The 18,089-nt window shown below is 62.6% G+C and carries 17 protein-coding genes and 1 riboswitch; of the genes, 5 read left to right on the top strand and 12 right to left on the bottom strand.

The annotated features are described in order from the left end of the window. Positions 1 to 27: 27 nt before the first annotated feature. From J0A91_RS20485 to J0A91_RS20475, 3 genes are all read right to left on the bottom strand, one after another. Complete coding sequence (locus J0A91_RS20485; protein WP_069206452.1) at positions 28 to 1,011, bottom strand: DUF1852 domain-containing protein; 984 nt, start codon at positions 1,009 to 1,011, stop codon at positions 28 to 30. A gap of 126 nt (positions 1,012 to 1,137) precedes the next feature. Then, positions 1,138 to 1,359: riboswitch (cobalamin riboswitch) on the bottom strand. Between the two features lie 86 nt (positions 1,360 to 1,445). Further along, positions 1,446 to 2,174: an epoxyqueuosine reductase QueH gene (locus tag J0A91_RS20480; protein WP_069206451.1), complete on the bottom strand. Its 729-nt coding sequence runs from the start codon at positions 2,172 to 2,174 to the stop codon at positions 1,446 to 1,448. A gap of 55 nt (positions 2,175 to 2,229) precedes the next feature. Continuing rightward, complete coding sequence (locus tag J0A91_RS20475; protein WP_069206450.1) at positions 2,230 to 3,099, bottom strand: methylenetetrahydrofolate reductase; 870 nt, start codon at positions 3,097 to 3,099, stop codon at positions 2,230 to 2,232. A gap of 205 nt (positions 3,100 to 3,304) precedes the next feature. On the opposite strand from J0A91_RS20475, the gene purU reads away from it, so the two are divergent. Further along, positions 3,305 to 4,156: a formyltetrahydrofolate deformylase gene (gene purU / locus J0A91_RS20470; protein ID WP_069206449.1), complete on the top strand. Its 852-nt coding sequence runs from the start codon at positions 3,305 to 3,307 to the stop codon at positions 4,154 to 4,156. A gap of 213 nt (positions 4,157 to 4,369) precedes the next feature. Here the strand turns inward: purU and J0A91_RS20465 are convergent, their stop codons facing one another. Together J0A91_RS20465 and J0A91_RS20460 are read right to left on the bottom strand one after the other, a co-directional pair. Beyond that, positions 4,370 to 5,800: an IS1182 family transposase gene (locus J0A91_RS20465; protein ID WP_069206448.1), complete on the bottom strand. Its 1,431-nt coding sequence runs from the start codon at positions 5,798 to 5,800 to the stop codon at positions 4,370 to 4,372. A gap of 518 nt (positions 5,801 to 6,318) precedes the next feature. Continuing rightward, entirely contained in the window at positions 6,319 to 6,999 is a 681-nt protein-coding gene (locus J0A91_RS20460) for an alpha/beta fold hydrolase (RefSeq protein WP_069206447.1), read from the bottom strand. Positions 7,000 to 7,287: 288 nt separating this feature from the next. Here J0A91_RS20460 and J0A91_RS20455 point away from each other — a divergent pair, with 288 nt between their 5' ends. After that, a complete protein-coding gene (locus tag J0A91_RS20455; RefSeq protein ID WP_069206446.1) occupies positions 7,288 to 7,515 on the top strand; it encodes a type 2 periplasmic-binding domain-containing protein in 228 nt (75 codons plus the stop codon). A 200-nt stretch (positions 7,516 to 7,715) separates the two neighbouring features. Here J0A91_RS20455 and J0A91_RS20450 read toward each other — a convergent pair whose 3' ends face one another. Then, entirely contained in the window at positions 7,716 to 8,753 is a 1,038-nt protein-coding gene (locus J0A91_RS20450; protein ID WP_069206445.1) for a zinc-dependent alcohol dehydrogenase family protein, read from the bottom strand. Between the two features lie 103 nt (positions 8,754 to 8,856). Here J0A91_RS20450 and J0A91_RS20445 point away from each other — a divergent pair, with 103 nt between their 5' ends. Beyond that, a complete protein-coding gene (locus J0A91_RS20445; protein ID WP_069206444.1) occupies positions 8,857 to 9,762 on the top strand; it encodes a LysR family transcriptional regulator in 906 nt (301 codons plus the stop codon). A 98-nt stretch (positions 9,763 to 9,860) separates the two neighbouring features. Here J0A91_RS20445 and J0A91_RS20440 read toward each other — a convergent pair whose 3' ends face one another. The 6 genes from J0A91_RS20440 to istA all read right to left on the bottom strand — a co-directional run bounded on the left by J0A91_RS20440 (position 9,861) and on the right by istA (position 15,924). Next, positions 9,861 to 10,586, bottom strand: a complete 726-nt coding sequence (locus J0A91_RS20440) for a TSUP family transporter (RefSeq protein ID WP_069206443.1) — start codon at positions 10,584 to 10,586, stop codon at positions 9,861 to 9,863. 57 nt (positions 10,587 to 10,643) lie between these two features. Then, positions 10,644 to 11,660: a pyruvate dehydrogenase (acetyl-transferring) E1 component subunit alpha gene (pdhA, locus tag J0A91_RS20435; protein WP_083224823.1), complete on the bottom strand. Its 1,017-nt coding sequence runs from the start codon at positions 11,658 to 11,660 to the stop codon at positions 10,644 to 10,646. Between the two features lie 13 nt (positions 11,661 to 11,673). Then, positions 11,674 to 12,003 (bottom strand): DMT family transporter, encoded by a 330-nt coding sequence (locus J0A91_RS20430; protein WP_069206441.1) that lies wholly within the window; start codon positions 12,001 to 12,003, stop codon positions 11,674 to 11,676. A 195-nt stretch (positions 12,004 to 12,198) separates the two neighbouring features. Continuing rightward, positions 12,199 to 13,431 (bottom strand): MFS transporter, encoded by a 1,233-nt coding sequence (locus tag J0A91_RS20425; RefSeq protein ID WP_240502313.1) that lies wholly within the window; start codon positions 13,429 to 13,431, stop codon positions 12,199 to 12,201. 208 nt (positions 13,432 to 13,639) lie between these two features. After that, complete coding sequence (gene istB / locus J0A91_RS20420; RefSeq protein ID WP_069206440.1) at positions 13,640 to 14,380, bottom strand: IS21-like element helper ATPase IstB; 741 nt, start codon at positions 14,378 to 14,380, stop codon at positions 13,640 to 13,642. An 11-nt stretch (positions 14,381 to 14,391) separates the two neighbouring features. After that, positions 14,392 to 15,924 carry an IS21 family transposase gene (istA, locus tag J0A91_RS20415; protein WP_083224994.1) on the bottom strand — a complete coding sequence of 511 codons (1,533 nt, stop codon included), beginning with the start codon at positions 15,922 to 15,924 and terminating at the stop codon, positions 14,392 to 14,394. Between the two features lie 366 nt (positions 15,925 to 16,290). Between istA and J0A91_RS20410 the strand changes: the two genes are divergently transcribed. Continuing rightward, positions 16,291 to 17,193, top strand: coding sequence for a LysR family transcriptional regulator (locus J0A91_RS20410; protein ID WP_069206438.1), 903 nt, complete (start codon positions 16,291 to 16,293; stop codon positions 17,191 to 17,193). Between the two features lie 420 nt (positions 17,194 to 17,613). Beyond that, positions 17,614 to 18,024 carry a hypothetical protein gene (locus tag J0A91_RS20405; RefSeq protein ID WP_069206437.1) on the top strand — a complete coding sequence of 137 codons (411 nt, stop codon included), beginning with the start codon at positions 17,614 to 17,616 and terminating at the stop codon, positions 18,022 to 18,024. Positions 18,025 to 18,089 lie beyond the last annotated feature (65 nt).

Below are 18,089 nucleotides of genomic sequence, written 5' to 3'. Positions count from 1 at the left end.
TGCAAATACCTGTCGTATGGGTGGGGATCAGAGGCCGCAGGTCGCGGACCAGCGCTGAAGCGCGGGCCAGTGCGGCTTGATGAAATGCTCTTCGGCGAATTTGCCCTGCTCGACGGCGAGGCGGCTGCGCTCCTCGCGATCATAGACGATGCGGGTCAGCGAATAGTCCTGATACCTCAGGCTCGGCTGATAATGCTCCGCCGCGACCGAGTTCGCGTTGTAGATTTCCGGGCGATAGATCTTCTGGAACGTCTCCATTGTCGCGATGGTGCTGGCGAGTTCGAGGTTCGTATAGTCGCTGACCAAATCGCCGGTATGGTAGAAGGCGAACGGCGCGACGCTGTGGGGCGGCATGAAATATCGCACCTTCATGCCCATTTTTGCGAAATACTGATCGGTGGGCGAGAATTTGTCGTTGCGATACTCGACGCCGAGGATCGGATGTACGTTGGCGGTTCGGTGATAGACCTCCTTGCTCGACACGCTGAGGCAGATGACTGGGGGCTTGCGGAAGTTGTCGCGGTAAGCGCTCGATCCGAGGAAATGCTTGAACAGGTTGCCGTGCAGATCGCCGAAGTCCTCCGGCGCGCCGCCACCCCCGGCCTTCAGGTGATTGGGCAGGACGACGCTGAAGTCGTAATCGCGGACATAGGATGAGAAGTTGTTGCCGATCATCCCGTCGCTGCGCTCGCCGCTGATCCGGTCGGTGACGGTGGTGTGCAGGATCTCGATCAGCGGAAACGCTTCGTCGTCCGCGCCGCCTCCAAGAGTGAGCGCGGCCGAGACGATCTTCAGCTCCAGCGTGTAGCGATCACCTTTGGGATTGTCCCAGTGCATCAGCGCGTTGAAGCGGTGGTCGATCATCTCCAGCGTGTTGCGCAAATTCTCCTGCCGGCTGTCCCCACGCGCAAGATTGGCGAAGTTGGTGGTGATCCGCGTGTTGTCGGCCGGACGATAATTCTCGTCGAAGGGCAAGCTGCTGATCGAGAATGTGAACCCGCTATTCGTCATGACTCAACCCTGGCTTTGCGGGCGGGAGGTCAGGCGAAAGCGCGCAAGGCGTGAACAGGACCGGATGGCGGCAAGCCACGGACCGTCGCATCAAGCGCGATCCACCGGAGGAACCCCCGTCCGAGGAACGTTATCGCGTCAAAGGCAGGTCTCCTGGCTCACGGGTCAACGCGGTGGCTCCGGCCTTCCCAGGCACCTTGCGGGAGCCCAGTGACACGAAATGGAACCGCCGCTCGCCGCTTACAGTTGCGGGGGCAGCGCCGGATTCTGCCCCGAAAGGCACCACCGGCTTCCCGTCTTAGCCCCATCGCCATGCCTGGGATGGGGAACCTCGACGTGGCCGTTAAACACCATTGGTCCGAAGCTGTCAATAACGATATAAAGATATCTTTATATGACGGTTTGACGTTGTGGCATCGACCATCGGATCCGCGTCATCGCAGCACCAGCGTGTCAGGAGCGAGCGGGATCGGGAGATGGCGGAGCAAGCCTAAACCGATGCGTCCCCCCCCCTCCGCCTCGCCATAATAGAGCTTGCCGATATCGATTTCCGATCGACTCTGGCTCACACGGTGGGCGTTGGTGTCGCGCAGCGAATAGACACAGCCGCAATATTCCTGCTGATAGAAACGCTCGCGCTTGGAGATGTCGATCATGCGCGCAGCACCACCGCCCTTGCGCCAGTTGAACGTCCAATAGTCGATGCCGGGATAGTGCGACGCCGCGCGCTCGCCCGAGCCGTTAATCTGATTCATGTCCTTCCAGCGCGAGATGCCGAGCGACGAGGTGATGACGGGGAAGCCGTTCTCGTGCGCGTAGAGCGCGGTGCGCTCGAACCGCATGTCGAAACACATCGTGCAGCGCTCGCCACGCTCCGGTGCCCATTCCATCCCCTTTGCCCGCTTGAACCAGTTGACCGTGTCATAGTCGGCATCGACGAACGGCACGCCGTGGTCCTCGGCGAAGCGGATGTTCTCGTCCTTCCGCAAGATGTATTCCTCTTTGGGATGGATGTTGGGGTTGTAGAAGAAGATGGTATAATCGATGCCGCTGGCGGTCATCGCTTCCATCACTTCACCCGAGCATGGCGCGCAGCAGCTATGCAGCAGAACCTTGGTCTGGCCGCCCGGTGGTACAAGCTTGGGTCGATCGATCGGCGTCATGATATTCTCTCAGGTGGTGCAGGCGGCTTCGAACAAGCGGAAGCGCAGGGTCGTTCTATCGGATTGAAGCATAGTGGCTGATCCAGTCCACCGTCTTGCCGATATTCCCGAATGGATAAAAGTGAAGTCGCACCGGACCATGTTCGTTCGTCAGGCCGGCAGCGAGACGATCCACGAACATTTCCGGTCCGGACGTTCCCAATAGTCTAGTAGCGGAGATGCCATATTTCGCCAAGATGACGGTCGACGCACCGACGCCGCACTGAGCGGCGAACCGCATCAAGGTCGCTACGCCCGCCGGACCGGGAACACCGATCCGCACCGGATGATGCAATCCGCGTTCGCGAAGACCCTCCAGCCAGCGCAGGACGATGTCCGCGTCGAAGGCGAATTGGGTGACAATCATCGGCGACATGCCGCGCTCCTCGATGCTTCGACACTTCGATTCCAGCACGGCCCAGCATTCCGCCTCGCTCATGACAGGATGGCCTTCTGGATGCCCCCCGATGCCGACCGTCTCCACCCCACACCGTTCGAAAGCGCCCGTCGCGATCAGGGATGCGCTGTCGGGGAACGGCCCAAGCGGATGGAGCCGGTCGCCGGCAACGACGAAACAGCGCGTGATGCCGCCGCCAGCAACCGTCTCGGTCATGAAGCCGTCGAACGTGCTGGCCGAGGTGATCCGTCGGGCGGCGAAATGAGGCATGGGTTCGAACCCGAGCTGACGAACGGCCCGTATCGCTGCGACGCGCGCTGCCTTGTCGTCAGTGCGCAGGAACGGGATCGCTATCTGCGTCGAAGGCGGGAGCGCTTTCGCCACCTGTACCAGCCCAGGAATATCCCTGACCGTCACCTCCAGCGAATAGTCAGCTGTGATGCAGGGGCGAACACGGAGCGAGGCTGGTTGATTGAGCGGCGGGTTCATCGTCTTCTATATGCAGAGGGTGGCCGGCTGACACCGCGCGCGCTCCTAGCCTCAATGGGCCGCGTTTCCATGTTCGCGCCTGCGATCATCCGCGAGGTCGTGACCTATGCTCTGTTCTCGCACGGAGGAGCAATGGACGAATATGGGGTGACACCGTAAGCGGACGCCTTCCTTCCTCGCCAGCAACGCTTCCGGAGCACAGCGAATGTCACGATCCTACACGCTGGTCATCGACTGTCCTGACCGTCCCGGCATCGTTTACAGCGTCAGCAGGATCATCTTCGAAAATGACGGCAACATCCTCGAATCCCGGCAGTTCGAGGATCGTGAGACGGGCCGCTTCTTCCTCCGCGTCGTCTTCGAAAGCGGGTGCGATCAAGCCGTGCTGGCGGATGCGGTCGCGACACTCGGCGAAGGGTTCGACATGGATTGGAAGCTGGTGCCGACAAACCAGCCCGTCAAAGTCCTGATCCTCGTGTCGAAGTTCGATCATTGCCTGGCGCACCTGCTCTATAAGGTGAGGATCGGGGAGATCCCGATCGAGATCGTCGGGATCGCATCGAACCATCCGGCCGCCGCGCTGACGGCAACCGACATCCGGGACATTCCCTTTCACCATCTGCCGGTCACGCCCGACACCAAGGCGCAGCAGGAAGCCAGCATCAAGGCTCTGGTTAAGGACAGCGGCGCCGAGCTGGTCGTGCTCGCACGCTACATGCAGATCCTGTCGGATGACCTGGCTGCGCATCTGTCAGGCCGCTGCATCAACATTCATCACAGCTTCCTGCCCAGCTTCAAAGGCGCGAAACCCTATCATCAGGCTCACGCCCACGGTGTGAAGATGATCGGCGCAACCGCACACTACGTCACCGCCGATCTGGATGAGGGGCCGATCATCCACCAAGGCGTCGAAAGCGTGACCCATGAGGATTCACCGGACGATCTCATTCGCAAGGGCCGCGAGGTCGAGAATCAGGTTCTTGGGCAGGCCGTTGCCTGGCATGTGGCGCACAGGGTTATTCGGAACGGCAGGAAGACGGTCGTCTTTAAAGGCTGAAACGCTCTCGGCTTATCGTGCGAGTGGTGAGTTGCGCTTTTCCTGATTGGGAACGAGACCGTCCGAAAACTGTCTATCAGCGCGGCGGTATGGGCGCCGGGCGGTAAATTGGCTGGAGATCCGGTATCTTCGACATCTATGCGGCGGAGAGGCCGAGATAAGTGTCCTGTCTGGCCGTGTAGGGCGTAATGACGAGGCGTTCGGGCTTCCAGCTCAAGCCTGTACCGCCCGGATCAACCCCAGCACGCCGATGAGGGTGATGGCGCGCCTCATATTGTAGGCCAGTGCCGTCAGGCTGAACTCGGCGCGGACCTTCTCCAGTCCGCGCATCAGGAATGCCCCCTGGTTCATCCACTGCTTGATCGAGCCGAACGGGTGTTCGACCGTGGACTTGCGGATGGTGAGGATGCCCGGCCGCTTCGCGAGGCGTTCGGCCATGCGTTCGATGACCGCCTCGTGCTCGCCGCGATTGATGCGGCGCCAGCGGCCCTTGGTACAGCGCGCCTTGATCTGGCAGCCGGCGCACGCGGCAGGGCTGGAATACTGGACCGACAGATGCCCGCGCGTCACCGAAGCGTAGCGGGTATCCAGCACCTGCCCGCCGGGGCAGTGATAGGCGTCGGCCACGGGATCGTAACGGAACCGCTCCTTGGGAAAGAGGCCGTTGCCGGTGGCGGTGCCACGATGCGGGCGGGGAATGTACGGCGTGATGCCGGCCGCCTCGCACGCGACGATATCGTCGCCTGAGTGATACCCCATGTCGGCGACGGCATCGATCCGCTCGACCCCGAGCACCTCCATCGCCGCGCCGGCGGTGGGCGTGAGCAGGCCCATGTCGTTGCAGGCGTTGGTGACGTGCTGTTCGACGATCAGGCTATGCTTCGCGTCGACCGCGACCTGGGCATTATAGCCGACCGTGACCTTGGAATGCGCGACCATGAGGCGGGCGTCGGGATCGGTGAGCGAGATCTGCCCTTCGCCGCTGGCCTGCAACTGGCCCAGCAGCGCCGCGCTGGCCTGGCGCTGTTCGCGCAGCCGGGCGATCTTCACCGCCAGCGCCTCGCCGCGACCGGTGCCGGCACCATCCTCGCCACGGTCGATCTGGTCCAGCTCCGCCAGATAGCGCTCGAGCCGTGCGTCGGTCGCAGCAAGATACCTCGCCAGCCGTTCGCGGCTGAAGTTGCGCGCCCGGCTGTTCACCGCCTTCAGCCGCGTGCCGTCCACCGCCAGCAACTCGCGCCCGAACAGGTCCAGCTTGCGGCACAGCAGGACGAAGGCGCGGAACACCGCCTTGAACGCACCCCGGTTGTCGCGGCGAAAGTCGGCGATGGTCCGGAAGTCCGGCCGCACCCCGCGCAGCAGCCAGATCAGCTCCAGATTGCGGCCCGCCTCCGCCGCCAGGCGTCGGCTCGACCGCAACCGGTTGAGGTAACCGTAGAGGTAGAGCTTGAGCATGTCGGCCGGATCGTAACCGGGCCGCCCCGTCGCCTTCGGCCGTGCGCGCTGGAAACCGGCAGCGCCCAGATCAAGATCGTCGACGAAGGCGTCGATGAACCGCACCGGGTTGTCCGCCGCCACATAGTCCTCGACCGACGGCGGCAGCAGCAGCGCCTGGTCCCGAGCATGTCCCTCGATGTACGCCATGCCAGAAGATTACACCGCCGCGATGCGCACGGGAATCATGATCCGCGTTTTCGGACGGTCTCGAACGTGATGCCGGGTTAGCGGGTGACTGCATGCGCAGGCACCCGGCGACAGGCTTGGCTCTTCCGAGACCTGTTCCCGATTGTGTTTTCCCGAAATTGCGAATCGGTGATGGAGAATTGGGACGAGCACACAAACCCCACGCGCCCGATGTCGGGAGCGGGAGTGACTGATTGAACGACAATCTGAGCGGCGCTTACTGTCTGGCGGCTTAGCGGCGATCAGTTGGCGGCTTCCGGCGAATCCGGACGTTCGGACCCACTCATGTGAGCGGCAATACCTGGTCGCATGCGGTCAGGCGATGCGGCTAAAGCTGAAGGACTATTCCGGCGGGGTCGATCACCAAAACCGGTCCGCGCACTTTCCACCACTCGTTGCCGTTCCCGCTTCAGACCGTGCGGATCGTCTAAACGTATTTTGCCCGTTTTCTGCGAAGTGCCATTCGACGCACCTGAGGCTCAACGAAGAGGCGCTATCAAGGCGGGCAATGCCGCGATCACTGTAGCCGGTTGCTCCAAGGGAAGGAGGTGGCCCGCGCCCTCGACGATGGTAAGTACCGAGCCCGCAATGCCGTCCCGCAACGCTTCGCTCTCCGTCACGCTGCGGAGTTCATCGGCGCCGGCCGCGAGGATGGCGGTGGGACAGTCGATTTCGCGCAGCCGAGCTGCATCGCCTGCTCTTTGGATGCTGGACTGACGCGCGAAGACGTCCGGGCCGAGCCTTTCACTCATGCGCTGAACGCGCTCGATCATTGCGTCTGTGCGACAGCGCGGCGACAGTGACCGCTCGATCGCGCGGCGGCTCAGGCGACGAAATGGTGGTACCTTGCCACCCGTGGGACGCCGCGTCTCCCTGAGAAGGGGACCGTCGGGCTCCGCTGAGGTGGCGACAAGCAAAAGCGCCTTCACCCGTCCCGGCGCCTGATAGGCGATCTCGCGGGCGACATAGCCCCCCATCGAAAAGCCAACGACGATGACCGGCCCTTCCGTCGCGATAAGCGCTCGGTGGGCCATCGCAGCAATCGATGTGTCCCGCGTGGTATCGACATCGATGACCTCTCCCATCGCGTCGAGGCCCGGCCGCAGGTCGGTCCAGAGATCGGCGTCCAACATAAAGCCGGGGACGAGAAGCAGTTTCATCGGTTTACCCATGAGGCGCGGGGTCCCTCTGGCTCGCGGGGCGGCGGTGCTTATGCGGCAAGCGGCGGATTGATCCGCGCGAAGCCCTCCTGCCGCCGATAGGGGAAGTGGGGGTAGGGTGCTGTGACGGCACTGGCCCTGTCAAGCTGGGCGATCTGTTCCGCCGACAACGTCCAGCCCACGGCGCCAAGATTGTAGCGAAGCTGGTATTCGTCGCGCGCACCGATGATGACGGAGGACGGTTGTCGTTCCCGTGGTCGGGCTGTTCAGGCGAGCGAGGGTAAAGCCTTGCGTCAGGTCGCCCTCGGCGGGGCTGGCATTGCCCGTCTCGCCGATCTCACGATCCGCGACGATATCGCCGCAGGGCGTCTGGTTCCCGTGCTCGATCATCTCAATCCGGGCGATCGTGAGGATTTCCACGCGATCCATATCGGGCAGGGCGGCCCGTTTCCTTCCCGCGTGCGCGCCCGACTCGACTTCTTGGCGGGACGGGGAAGGGTGGAATGGACCGGCTGAAGCTCCAATCGGCGCCATTGGGGATCGATGTCTGCGGTTGCCGGCCGTGCCCGGCAACCAAGCGAGATGGCGTTACGTCGCAACGATTTGCCGGTATCTCGAGTCTCCTCGGCCGAGCATATCTCCCCGCTCAATACATCTGGGCACTTTTCAGCAAGACGCGTTCACCGCGCGCGCAGTAGCGGCGGTCGCCCTCCGCATCAGCCTCCCTTGCCGATGTCGATCACCACCTTGCCGAACGGGCCGCGCTCAAGGTGGTCGAATGCTGCTCGGACCTCGGCAAAGGGATAGGTCCGATCGATCACCGGCTTCATCGCCAGCGTATCGAACGCTTGCACCATGTCCTCGAAGGCCCTCCTATGGCCAACCGTGACGCCCTGAAGGACCGCTCGCTTCAGCATCATCGGCACGACCGACAGGACTATTTCGGCATCCTTGAGGAAGCCGACCTGCGAAATCCGGCCGCCGCTGGCGAGGGCTGCGGTTGATTGAGCGATGTTATCGCCGCCGATCAGCTCGAGAACATGGTCGACACCGCGCCCGCCCGTCAGGTCGAGCGCGACATCCGACCATTGCGGCTTGGCTGCTGTATCGATGACGCCCCAGGCTCCGAGCGCCTTCGCGCGTTCCAGCTTTGCGGCGCTGCGCGAGGTGACAATGACCTTCGCGCCCGACGCACGCGCAATCTGCAGCCCGAATAGCGCGACGCCGCCTGTGCCCTGCACCAGAACGGTCTGGCCGGGCTTGATGCGGCCGTTTTCGACGAGCGCGAACCAGGCCGTCAACGCGGCGACCGGAAGGGTCGAGGCTTCCTTATCGGTGAGAGAGGCGGGTGTGGCGACGGCGATATCCTCATGCAGGAGGACATACTGCGCCAACATGCCCGGCAGCGGCCCACCAAGTGATCTGCCGTGCCGAGACATGTCCGGCGGGGCCTCTCCATCGAGCCATGTCGTCCAGAAATTGCCGACGACACGGTCACCCGACCGGAAGCGCGAGACACCCGCACCGACTGCAACGACCTCACCAGCCATGTCCGAAACTGGCGTGAACGGCATCACCGGCGCCAGGGGCAATAGATCCCCCTCGATGACGAGCTTGTCCCGATAATTGAGGGACACGGCCGAGACTCGTACGAGCAACTCGCCCCGGCCGGGTTCGGGGATCGGCGCTTCCACGAGCTCCAGCTTGTCTATTCCGAACGCGGGCAACTGCCATCGGTGCATTGTCTCGGCCATTGTTGGTCCTTTCCACCTTCGTGAGGAACGAACGATATTGACGACATGGCGGCGTGTATCGCGATATAATGGCAGATCATCTCCTCCAGGAATTCGCCAATCGATGAGCATCAATTTGCATTCTCAGCTTCAGGGCATCAGCGCCTTCGTGCACAGCGTGGAAACCGGAAGCTTCACGGCGGCTGCAGACCGCATGGGGTTGTCCAAATCCGCGACGGGGAAAATGGTCGCTCGATTGGAGGCGCGCCTCGGCGCGCAGTTGCTGCATCGTACGACCCGCAGCCTGAGCCTCACCCCGGTAGGGCAGGCTTATTATGAGAGTTGCCGGAAGGTGTTGGAGGAACTCGACACGGCGGAGGCTCTGTTGGCGTCGCGGCAGCGGCTCGTTTCCGGCAAGGTACGGATCAATCTGCCGGTGTCGTTCGGAAGACTACACTGCATGCCGGTGCTCATTCAGCTCCTTGCGACCCATCCTGCGCTTGATCTCGATGTGTCGTTTACGGATCGCCGAGTGGATTTGATCGAGGAAGGCATCGATCTTGTCGTCCGGCTTGGCGACCCGGGCGACCACGCCCATCTGGTCGGTCGGCGCATCGCATGGCAACGCTCCGTCGTCTGCGCAGCGCCGAACTATCTGGAACGTCGCGGCCGGCCCTCCACGATCGGTCATCTTGCAGACCACGACTGCCTCGCCTTCGCTCGCGATGGGCGCCCGCTACCCTGGACGATTTTGGATGAAAATGGCATCGCTCAGCCGGTCTCGGTGAGGCCTCGTCACACGATCAGCCATGGTGAAGCGTTGCTTGATGCGGCGGTCCACGGTCTTGGCCTGGCCTACCTCTCCACCTGGCTCGCCGGCGATGACATTCGACGGGGTGAGCTTGAGCTTCTGCCACTTGCGACGCCGGCGGAAGAAGCGCCGATCTCGATCTTGTGGCCAGGCTCTCGCCATCTGGCGCCGAAGGTGCGCGTGGTCGTCGATGCCCTGAGCGCGGCCAAATTCGCTTAATGGACTTCAACGTTGGCGAAGGAATTTAAGGGCGTCTGACTGAGATGGCGATCAACTGGTTCCGCGCGGCTTCTCACTTTTCGAGCCACGCTTCGCCGTCAAATGGATGACAGATTGGCGCCCAGGAAGAGCAGTCCAAGTTTGTACCAGCGACCGAGCATGGGGCCGTCCATCTCACTGTACGCAAATCTGCCGAACACGTATCCCAAGGCCACAGGCGCTATCTGCCAGATGGAATTCAGCGATATTTGATGGTCGCTCGTGGAGCTTGTCGGGAACACGATTGATGCCGGCAGCAGCGCCATGAAAAAGCAGCCCAGCGCGGCGACGCGCTCATCACGGTCCAGCTTTAAAATGATAAGATAGAGGAGAGCCGGAAAGGCGACCCCTGTCACCCCCCCGGCCAGGCCGGAGCTCAGGCCGACGATCGGCGAAAGCCGCGGTTCCCATTGAGGCGGGAGCTTCCGGTCGCTGAAGAGGAGCGCGGTGGCGGACGTCGCGAGCATCGTGAAATCAAACGCCGTGTGCCAAAACCCATCAGCATGGACGCCAAGCATACGGACCGCCGCGCTCCCCGCAAGAATGCCGGCGCCGAGCGCGCCGAACCTGCGCAGCAACATCGGACATGAGCGCACCGCCGCGACCTGCCAGACATTGACGATGACCGCGGGCATGATCAGGTCCGTCGGGATTTCCAAACCTGGCTGCAGGATGAGCAGTCCCGCTGCCATGGCTTGAAAGCCGAAGCCCAGCGTACCCTGGATGAAGCCGGCGGCGAAGAAAGCACTCGCGACGAACGTCACGGACAGGAGGTGATCTGTCATCCGGCTTCAGGGGAGGCAAAGGGCAGCGGCATCGCAAAACGAAGGCCGCCTCGCAGCTTAAGCATAGACGTCCGTATAAAGCTCGCTCGGGTCCGGCTCAGGACTTTGGATCGAAAAGTCGACAGCTTTCATGACGACCGCCTTTATGCGCTTGTCGATCTCCTTCACCTCCTCCGGGGAGATGTTCCAGTCATTGAGAAGGCGGCCCAGCACTCGTTCGATAGGATCGTTCTCGGTTTTCATCTTCTGGACCTCGTCCCGCGAGCGATATTTTGCCGGGTCGGACATCGAGTGGCCGCGATAGCGGTAGGTCAACATCTCGAGAATATACGGTCCGCCGCCACCGCGGGCACGATCCACGGCGCGCTTGCCGGCTTCATAGACCGCACGCACGTCCATCGCATCGACCTGCTCCCCGGGAATGTTGAACGAAGCGCCGCGCTTCGAGAGGTTCGTCGTTGCCGATGCCCGCTCGATGCTGGTGCCCATGCCGTAGCGGTTGTTTTCGATGACGTAGATTACGGGCAGGTCCCAGATCTTGGCGATGTTGAAGCTTTCATAGACCTGGCCCTGATTGGCGGCGCCGTCGCCGAAGTAGGTCAGGCATACTCGATCATTCTCATTGTACTTGTTTGCGAAGGCCAGGCCGGTCCCGACCGACACCTGGGCACCGACAATGCCGTGACCGCCGTAAAAGCCGAGTTCGGGACTGAACATGTGCATGGACCCGCCCTTGCCGTGCGAGATGCCGGTCGAGCGGCCGGTCAGCTCCGCCATGACAACATCGGGATCGACACCGAGGGCGAGCATATGGCCATGGTCGCGATAAGCGGTGATGACCTGATCACCTTTCTCGATCGCCTTCTGCATGCCCACAACCACCGCCTCCTGGCCGATGTAGAGGTGGCAGAAACCTGCGATCAGTCCCTCGCCGTACATCTGGCCCGCGCGCTCCTCGAAGCGCCGGATGAGCAGCATCTGCTCATAGGCTTTGAGGTCGTCCTCCATTTGGAACAGGGAGTTACTCGTCCGATGACTGGCTTCCTCGGTCGGCTTGACTGCGTTCTTTGCCATGCTTGATCTCCGATCACATGCTTGTTGTCTTGAGGCCGACGATCCCCACCAGTGTGACCGCAATCCAGATCAGCCGTGCTGCCGTTGCCGCCTCCCGGAACACCAGGATCCCCAAGGCTACTGATCCGACGGCGCCGATCCCGGTCCAGACGGCATACGCCGAGCCCACAGGAAGAACCTGAAGGGCGCGGCCGAGTGAGACGATGAAAAGGATCAGCAGGACGATAGACGTGGCCGTCCAACCGAAGCGGGTGTAGCCCGCCGACATCTTAACGCTCGCCGCCCACGCCACATCGACCAGTCCCGAAAAGACGAGCAAAGCCCAGGCATTGTTGGTGCTCATCGCGCCTCTGCGTTGCTAGATTTGAATTGCGACGAGAGCCTGCTCGCCGGTTCAACCCAGACCATAGAGACGTTTCAAAGATACTGGTGTTGGCGTTTCGAAAGTGCAGCTTGCGCAGCTGCACTCAAGGGAAGCGCGGAAAAGTCCATGCTCCTGGGGGATGCTGTTGCGACAGCAGGCTAGCCGACGAAGCCGCTATATTCGCCGGTGCAAAGCCCTGTTCATGCTCAGGACGCCGGCAAGCGCCAATACAAGGACGACGGCCACGACCCACGGGAACACGATGGTCCCTGGACCATCAAGCAGAACGCCGCCCAGCATGCCGGCGACGGCGACTGCGGTGTTCCAGCCGGTTGTATACATGGCCTGAGCAACATCCACTGCGCTACCGGCGAAGCGTGCGAGGGCGGCTTGCGTGATCGTCGCGAAGCCGCCGACCGCCAGGCCCCACACGATGACCGTTGGATAAACGGCCGACGGGATGTTGCCGCAAAGGGCCAGCAGCAAGACCGCCAGAGTGAAAAACAAAACGCTCGCCAAGGCGAGGAGCTCAAGACGACGATCGACGAGCATGCCGACGAGCCAAAGCCCGGCCAGCGACCCCAGGCCGAAGGTGAAAAGAACGATGCCAACGCTCCCGGAAAGACCAGAGGGCCGGAGGAGGGGCTCGATGTAGATATACAGGGTGTTGTGCGACAGGATGAAGGTGAACACCAGAAAGAGGATCGGGCGAATCCCCTGGATGTTGAAAAGCGCCACGAGCGACTGACGCTCTGCCTTTGACTGCCCTGGGAAATCCGGGACGACTGCGATCACCCAACCAATCACGACCAGCGACAAAGCAGACATCACGCCGAACGCGCCTTGCCAGCCGACCAGGCTTCCGAGCAACGTCGAGAGCGGCACACCAAATACGACGGCAATCGTCGCGCCGGACGCAGCGATCGCAATCGCGCGGCCGCTCAGATGCGCCGGTGACATGCGCGCCGCATACCCGGCCAGGAGTGACCACAGCAGTCCGCCGAACACGCCTGCGAGAAAGCGGGCAACGATAGAGAGAAGGTAATGGCTGGAAAGCGCAGTGGCTGCATTGACGGTGGCAAAGCCGGCAATGGTCACAAGCAGTAAGGAGCGTCGCCGGACACCTTGTGTAAGCGAGGTAACAGGGATGGCGGCGAGGAAGGCTCCTGCCGCATAGGCGGTGATAAACTGGCCCGCGAAGCTGTCGGAAACACGCAGGCCGCTTGCGATGGAAGAGAGTAGCCCTGCCGGCATGACCTCCGTCAGAAGAGCGATGAAGGCTGCGGTGGCCAGCGCCAAAAGTCCGGAAATCGGCAGTTTGTCCGTTGGCGGAAGCGCCGGATCCGAATTGCACTCGTTGAAATGTACGGTCGATCCCATGCTTATGCTTTCGTTCTCGATCTCCATCACCTTGTGGAGCTTGCTGCCTGCCTTTGCTCACGCGTGACGATGGTCTGCTTGCGGCGCGGGGCGATGTCGTTGCTCGTCATTGCGGATTCCGACGATGCCGCCCGTCTATTCCGAGATGATCGCGCCCAGCGTTCCGGGATGATCGCGCCCACCTGAAGGGTCGTTTGGTCGACAGTGTGTGGTTGGCATTTTTGGCGGTGGAACGTCAACCTGCGGCGGTCGGCTTTGACCGGCGCAAGGAGTCGCCGGTGAGTTCGATACGGTGGGCATTGTGAAGGAGCCGATCCAGGATCGCGTCGGCGTAGGTGGCGTCACCGATGGCGCGGTGCCAGGACGCGATGTCGAGCTGGCTGGTGACGATGGTGGATTTACGTCCGTAGCGGTCCTCGAGGATTTCGAGGAGATCGTGGCGGGCCTGAGCGTCGAGCGGCTGAAGTCCCCAGTCGTCCAGGATCAGGAGCTCGACCTGGCCAAGGCTCTTGAGCTTGCGCGCGATGCGACCATCGCCGCGCGACAGCGCCAGGTCGTCAAGCAGGCGCGGGAACCGGGTATAGAGGACCGAACGATTGTCGCGGCAGGCCTTGTGGCCGATCGCACAGGCAAGCCAGCTCTTGCCGATCCCGGTCGGGCCGCACAGCGCTAGATTGTCGTGTGCGTCGATCCAGTCGCCCTTCAGCAGCTTTTCAACGAGCCGGCGGTCCAGCCCACGCGCGCTACGATAATCGATGTCCTCGGGGGCGGCATTGTGCCGGAGCCTGGCGTGGCGCAGCCGCGCGCCGAGCCGCTTGTCGTGGCGATGGACGATCTCTCGGTCGAGCAGCAGACCGAGCCATTCGGCGTGCGCGAGTTGCGGCGTATCGCCGTGCTTGCCGAGTTCGCCGAACGCTTTGGCCATTCCGTACAGGCCAAGGGCATGGAGTTGGTCGAGAGTAGGATGGGTCAGCACGACAGGTCTCCTCAGTGGTAGTAGCTGGAACCGCGGATGTTGGGATGGTCGATGCCCGCTTCGTCCGGCGCGCGGGGCTCGTGCAGCGGCTGGCCGTCGAGCTTCTTCTCGAGGATGGATTTCACCGATCCGTAATTGCGCACGCCGATCTCGAGTGCGCGTAGCGCCGCGGCATCGAGGCGGGCGGCGCCGTAGGCTCGTGCCAGCCGCAAGATCCCCAGGCACGACCGATACCCCTGTTCGGGATGCGGGCGATCCTGGAGGATCATCTCGCACAGCAGTTTCACCGAAGGGCCAAGCCCCGCCGCCTCCGCGACGATCCGCTCGATCGTCCAGTCCGCGTAGCGCCGGTGGCTTGAGGGCATGTGATCGTTGATCGTGGTGTGGCGGCCATTGCCGGAGCCGCGCATGTGCGCCGCGATCCGTTCGCCAGCAGCGAAGATCTCGATGGTTCGTGCCGTCAGCCGCACCTCGACCGCCGCACGGACGTGGCGATAGGGCACCGAGTAGAAGTGCTTCTCGACCTCGACATGATAATCGAGCCCGACCCGGGCTCGGCGCCACTGCGCCAGAACATAGGCCGTCGCCGGCAGCGACTTCAGGTGTGGTGCGTCGATCTCTTCGAACAGCTGGCGGCGCGTCCGCCCGAACCGCCGCAACACACGCTCGTCATTGAGGCGCGCGAGCAGGTCGGCGATCGCGGCATTCAATTCGCCCAGCCCATACCAGACCCGGTGGCGAAGCCGCCCCAGCAGCCACCGCTCGATGATGCCGACGCAGGCCTCGACCTTCGCTTTATCGCGCGGGCGATACGGCCGCGCCGGCAGCACAGCGGTGTCGTAATGCGCCGCGAGTTCGGCATAGCTGCGGTTGACCTGCGGATCGTACAGGCACGCCTTGATCACCGCGACTTTGGCGTTGTCAGGCACCAGCAGGCGAGCGGCACCGCCAAAGAACGCGAACGCCCGCACGTGCGCGTCGCTCCAGTCCTGCAGCGTCTCGCTCCACGTCGCGAACGCGAACGACAGGCTTGATGCCGCCATCACCGCCACGAAGATGTGCGCGTCGCGGATTTCCCCGGTCAGCCGGTCCACCACCACCGGCACCGTGTCGCCGGCATAATCGACGAACATCCGGTCGCCGCCGATGTGGTTCTGCCGCATCGTCACCGGCAGTCGAGCTTCCCAGCCGCGATACAGTTCGCAGAACCGACTGTAGCGATAGCCGTCGGGATGAAGCTCGATATACTCGTCCCAAAGCACCTGCAGCGTCACGTGCTTGCGCTTGAGCTCTCGGTTCACTGCCGCCCAGTCAGGCTCCGCGCGCCGTCGATGACCCTGCTTCGACCCCGCCGGACCATACAGACGGCTCTCCAGCGCCGTATCGTTCAACCCCGGTGGCAGCGGCCATTCCATGCCCGACGCATCGAACCGACGCACCGTCTCCCGCACCGTCGAGGCCGCCACGCCGAGCTGGCGGGCAACCGCACGGGCCGGCATGTCCGCGTCACGGATCAGCCTCAATATCTCGCGTACACGACGCATGCTCAGTCTCTCCGTCGGCATCGGACCTCCCCAAAAGGAGCGATCCTCGACGACCGAAACTGACCTTCCAAACACCGCACCGGGTGGGCGGCATCATTCCGGAATGATGGGCGGCATCATCTCGGAACGGTGGGCGGCATCAAATCGGAATGCCGGGCGACATCATCTCGGAATGATGGGCGCGATCACCCCGGAATCCGCACGTCATAACGGGACCACGCTGCTCGTCGCGTTTGGGGCTTCGCAAGCGGCCATTGCGAGGCTGCAATCGCCGGATCGTTGCAGGGGCGATTTCTGCCCCGTATGCAGATCTGCAAGCGCCGGCCAAAATCTGGCCAACACACTTTCCGATGAGCAAGCGAATTCATGGATTGGAACGACTTCAGGCTTATCCTCGCCATCAACCGCGCCGGCTCGTTGAAAGGTGCCGCAAAGGAGCTCGGAAACGATCATTCGACGATCTTCCGCTGGCTCAACGCGCTTGAGGCCAAGCTCGAAGCGCAGTTGTTCGACAGGAACGGCGGAGCCTACACGCCCACGGAGGCGGGGGATCGGATGCTGCTTGCCGCTGAACGGATGGAACTTGAGGCGCTCGCGGTCGATCGAGAGATTTCCGGGCGCGACGCGCGTCTTTCGGGTAACCTGCGGATCACCTGCTCGGAGTCCTTGGCCTATCGCATCCTCAACGATCTGCTCGCCGAGTTCAGGTCCAGGCATGAGGGGATTACGGTCGAACTGCTCGTCGACAATCGGCAGCTCGACCTGCTCCGCCGTGAAGCCGACATCGCGATCCGGGCCACGCGGCCCGTGGAGGGCGATTTGTTCGGGCGGCAGATCGCCGAGACCGCCTGGGCGCTTTATGCCAGTCCTCGCTATCTGGCCGATCACGACCGGCCCGTTACAGTGCCCTTCGAGGGGCATCGCTTCATCGGTTGGGACAGTTCGGCTGTCGCTGCGGCGGCCAAATGGCTGACCGACACGGTGTCGGGGAATCAGATCGTCTATCGTTCGAGCAGCCTGATCAACCAGATGATGGCGGTGAAGGCGGGGATCGGGATGGCGCTTCTGCCCTGCTACCTGGGCGATCAGGAAACGGATATCGAGAGCGTCTCTCTTCCCGAAGCGGCGCTCACGCGCGAGCTCTGGCTGATTACGCATCGGGATCTTCGCAACACCGCTCGCGTGCGGGCATTCTTCGATATAGTCGGGCAGGGGCTGGTTGACCGCCGCCATCTGCTCGAGGGAAGCGCTCGCCGCGCCGCAGGGTGAAATTGACTGGTCGGTCGGAGGAAAAGCAATCTACCGACGGAAGCCGAGGCTTCCGGTGACGACGTGACCGTTGCCATGGAAGCATTCCTGATACCGGTGCTGTCAATGCGAGCGACAATCCCGTCGGGTCGTTCGGTGGGCCGAGGTAGCGTATCTGTGACGATGATCGTCGAAAGGACCATAGGGTCATCGCCTGGGACGCGATCGACGCTTCCAGATGCACCGCCGGTCGGATTGAGCCCACCGCGATGACAGATGCGAGATGCGTCTTTGGCTGAGAAACGCACCGCCAAACAAGGCGCGGTACTCTCATAGCGTGGGCTCCTGAAAGTTCTTTTCAGCCCTATTGCGACTCGGTCGCAATGTCAATAAACATGGGATGTTAGGATCACCCTCTCTATCGCCGTGAGGAACTCACCCGTGCCCAGTCCGACGCTCTCTCTCCATGACATTGCAGATTTCCCGGTGGTGCGCTTCCGCAGCGTGGCTGCCGATTCCGGCTATGGTCCGGCCTGGTGCGCTGAAATGGACGCGCTCATTGAGGGCGGTGCGCGCTTCGTGCTGATCTACCCAAAGGCCGAGCGCGACGAGACCCATGAAGACCGCAAGGTCCGCGGTGCCTGGCTGAAGCAGAACAAGGATCGACTTGCAAAGGTGTGCCTGGGCTTGATCGTCGTTGAGTCCGATGCCGCGCGGCGTGCCGAACTGGAGGCTATGCTCCCCAATCTGGTGCGTGCCTTTGGCACGCCACAGGTCGCGACTGGCTCAATGGACGAAGCGCAGGTCCTCGCGCGCCGCCTGCTCGCGGGCGAAGCGCTCGACGTCGTTTGAGCCCGCGCAGGCACTACAGAGTGCGCGATAGTCAAAAACAGACGATTGATCCCCGGCGGAGCGGG

Source organism: Sphingomonas panacis, assembly GCF_001717955.1.
GTDB lineage: Bacteria > Pseudomonadota > Alphaproteobacteria > Sphingomonadales > Sphingomonadaceae > Sphingomonas > Sphingomonas panacis.
This window is presented reverse-complemented; position numbering and strand designations above follow the sequence as displayed.

What these genes read in the sequence shown, in the direction of transcription:
- istA (WP_083224994.1), bottom strand. Translation starts at nt 15,924, where the DNA reads ATGCGTCGTGTACGCGAGATATTGAGGCTGATCCGTGACGCGGACATG.
- J0A91_RS20430 (WP_069206441.1), bottom strand. Translation starts at nt 12,003, where the DNA reads ATGAGCACCAACAATGCCTGGGCTTTGCTCGTCTTTTCGGGACTGGTC.
- J0A91_RS20450 (WP_069206445.1), bottom strand. Translation starts at nt 8,753, where the DNA reads ATGGCCGAGACAATGCACCGATGGCAGTTGCCCGCGTTCGGAATAGAC.
- purU (WP_069206449.1), top strand. Translation starts at nt 3,305, where the DNA reads ATGTCACGATCCTACACGCTGGTCATCGACTGTCCTGACCGTCCCGGC.
- J0A91_RS20465 (WP_069206448.1), bottom strand. Translation starts at nt 5,800, where the DNA reads ATGGCGTACATCGAGGGACATGCTCGGGACCAGGCGCTGCTGCTGCCG.
- J0A91_RS20480 (WP_069206451.1), bottom strand. Translation starts at nt 2,174, where the DNA reads ATGACGCCGATCGATCGACCCAAGCTTGTACCACCGGGCGGCCAGACC.
- J0A91_RS20445 (WP_069206444.1), top strand. Translation starts at nt 8,857, where the DNA reads ATGAGCATCAATTTGCATTCTCAGCTTCAGGGCATCAGCGCCTTCGTG.
- J0A91_RS20410 (WP_069206438.1), top strand. Translation starts at nt 16,291, where the DNA reads ATGGATTGGAACGACTTCAGGCTTATCCTCGCCATCAACCGCGCCGGC.
- J0A91_RS20425 (WP_240502313.1), bottom strand. Translation starts at nt 13,431, where the DNA reads ATGGAGATCGAGAACGAAAGCATAAGCATGGGATCGACCGTACATTTC.
- J0A91_RS20475 (WP_069206450.1), bottom strand. Translation starts at nt 3,099, where the DNA reads ATGAACCCGCCGCTCAATCAACCAGCCTCGCTCCGTGTTCGCCCCTGC.
- J0A91_RS20485 (WP_069206452.1), bottom strand. Translation starts at nt 1,011, where the DNA reads ATGACGAATAGCGGGTTCACATTCTCGATCAGCAGCTTGCCCTTCGAC.
- J0A91_RS20460 (WP_069206447.1), bottom strand. Translation starts at nt 6,999, where the DNA reads ATGAAACTGCTTCTCGTCCCCGGCTTTATGTTGGACGCCGATCTCTGG.
- pdhA (WP_083224823.1), bottom strand. Translation starts at nt 11,660, where the DNA reads ATGGCAAAGAACGCAGTCAAGCCGACCGAGGAAGCCAGTCATCGGACG.
- J0A91_RS20440 (WP_069206443.1), bottom strand. Translation starts at nt 10,586, where the DNA reads ATGACAGATCACCTCCTGTCCGTGACGTTCGTCGCGAGTGCTTTCTTC.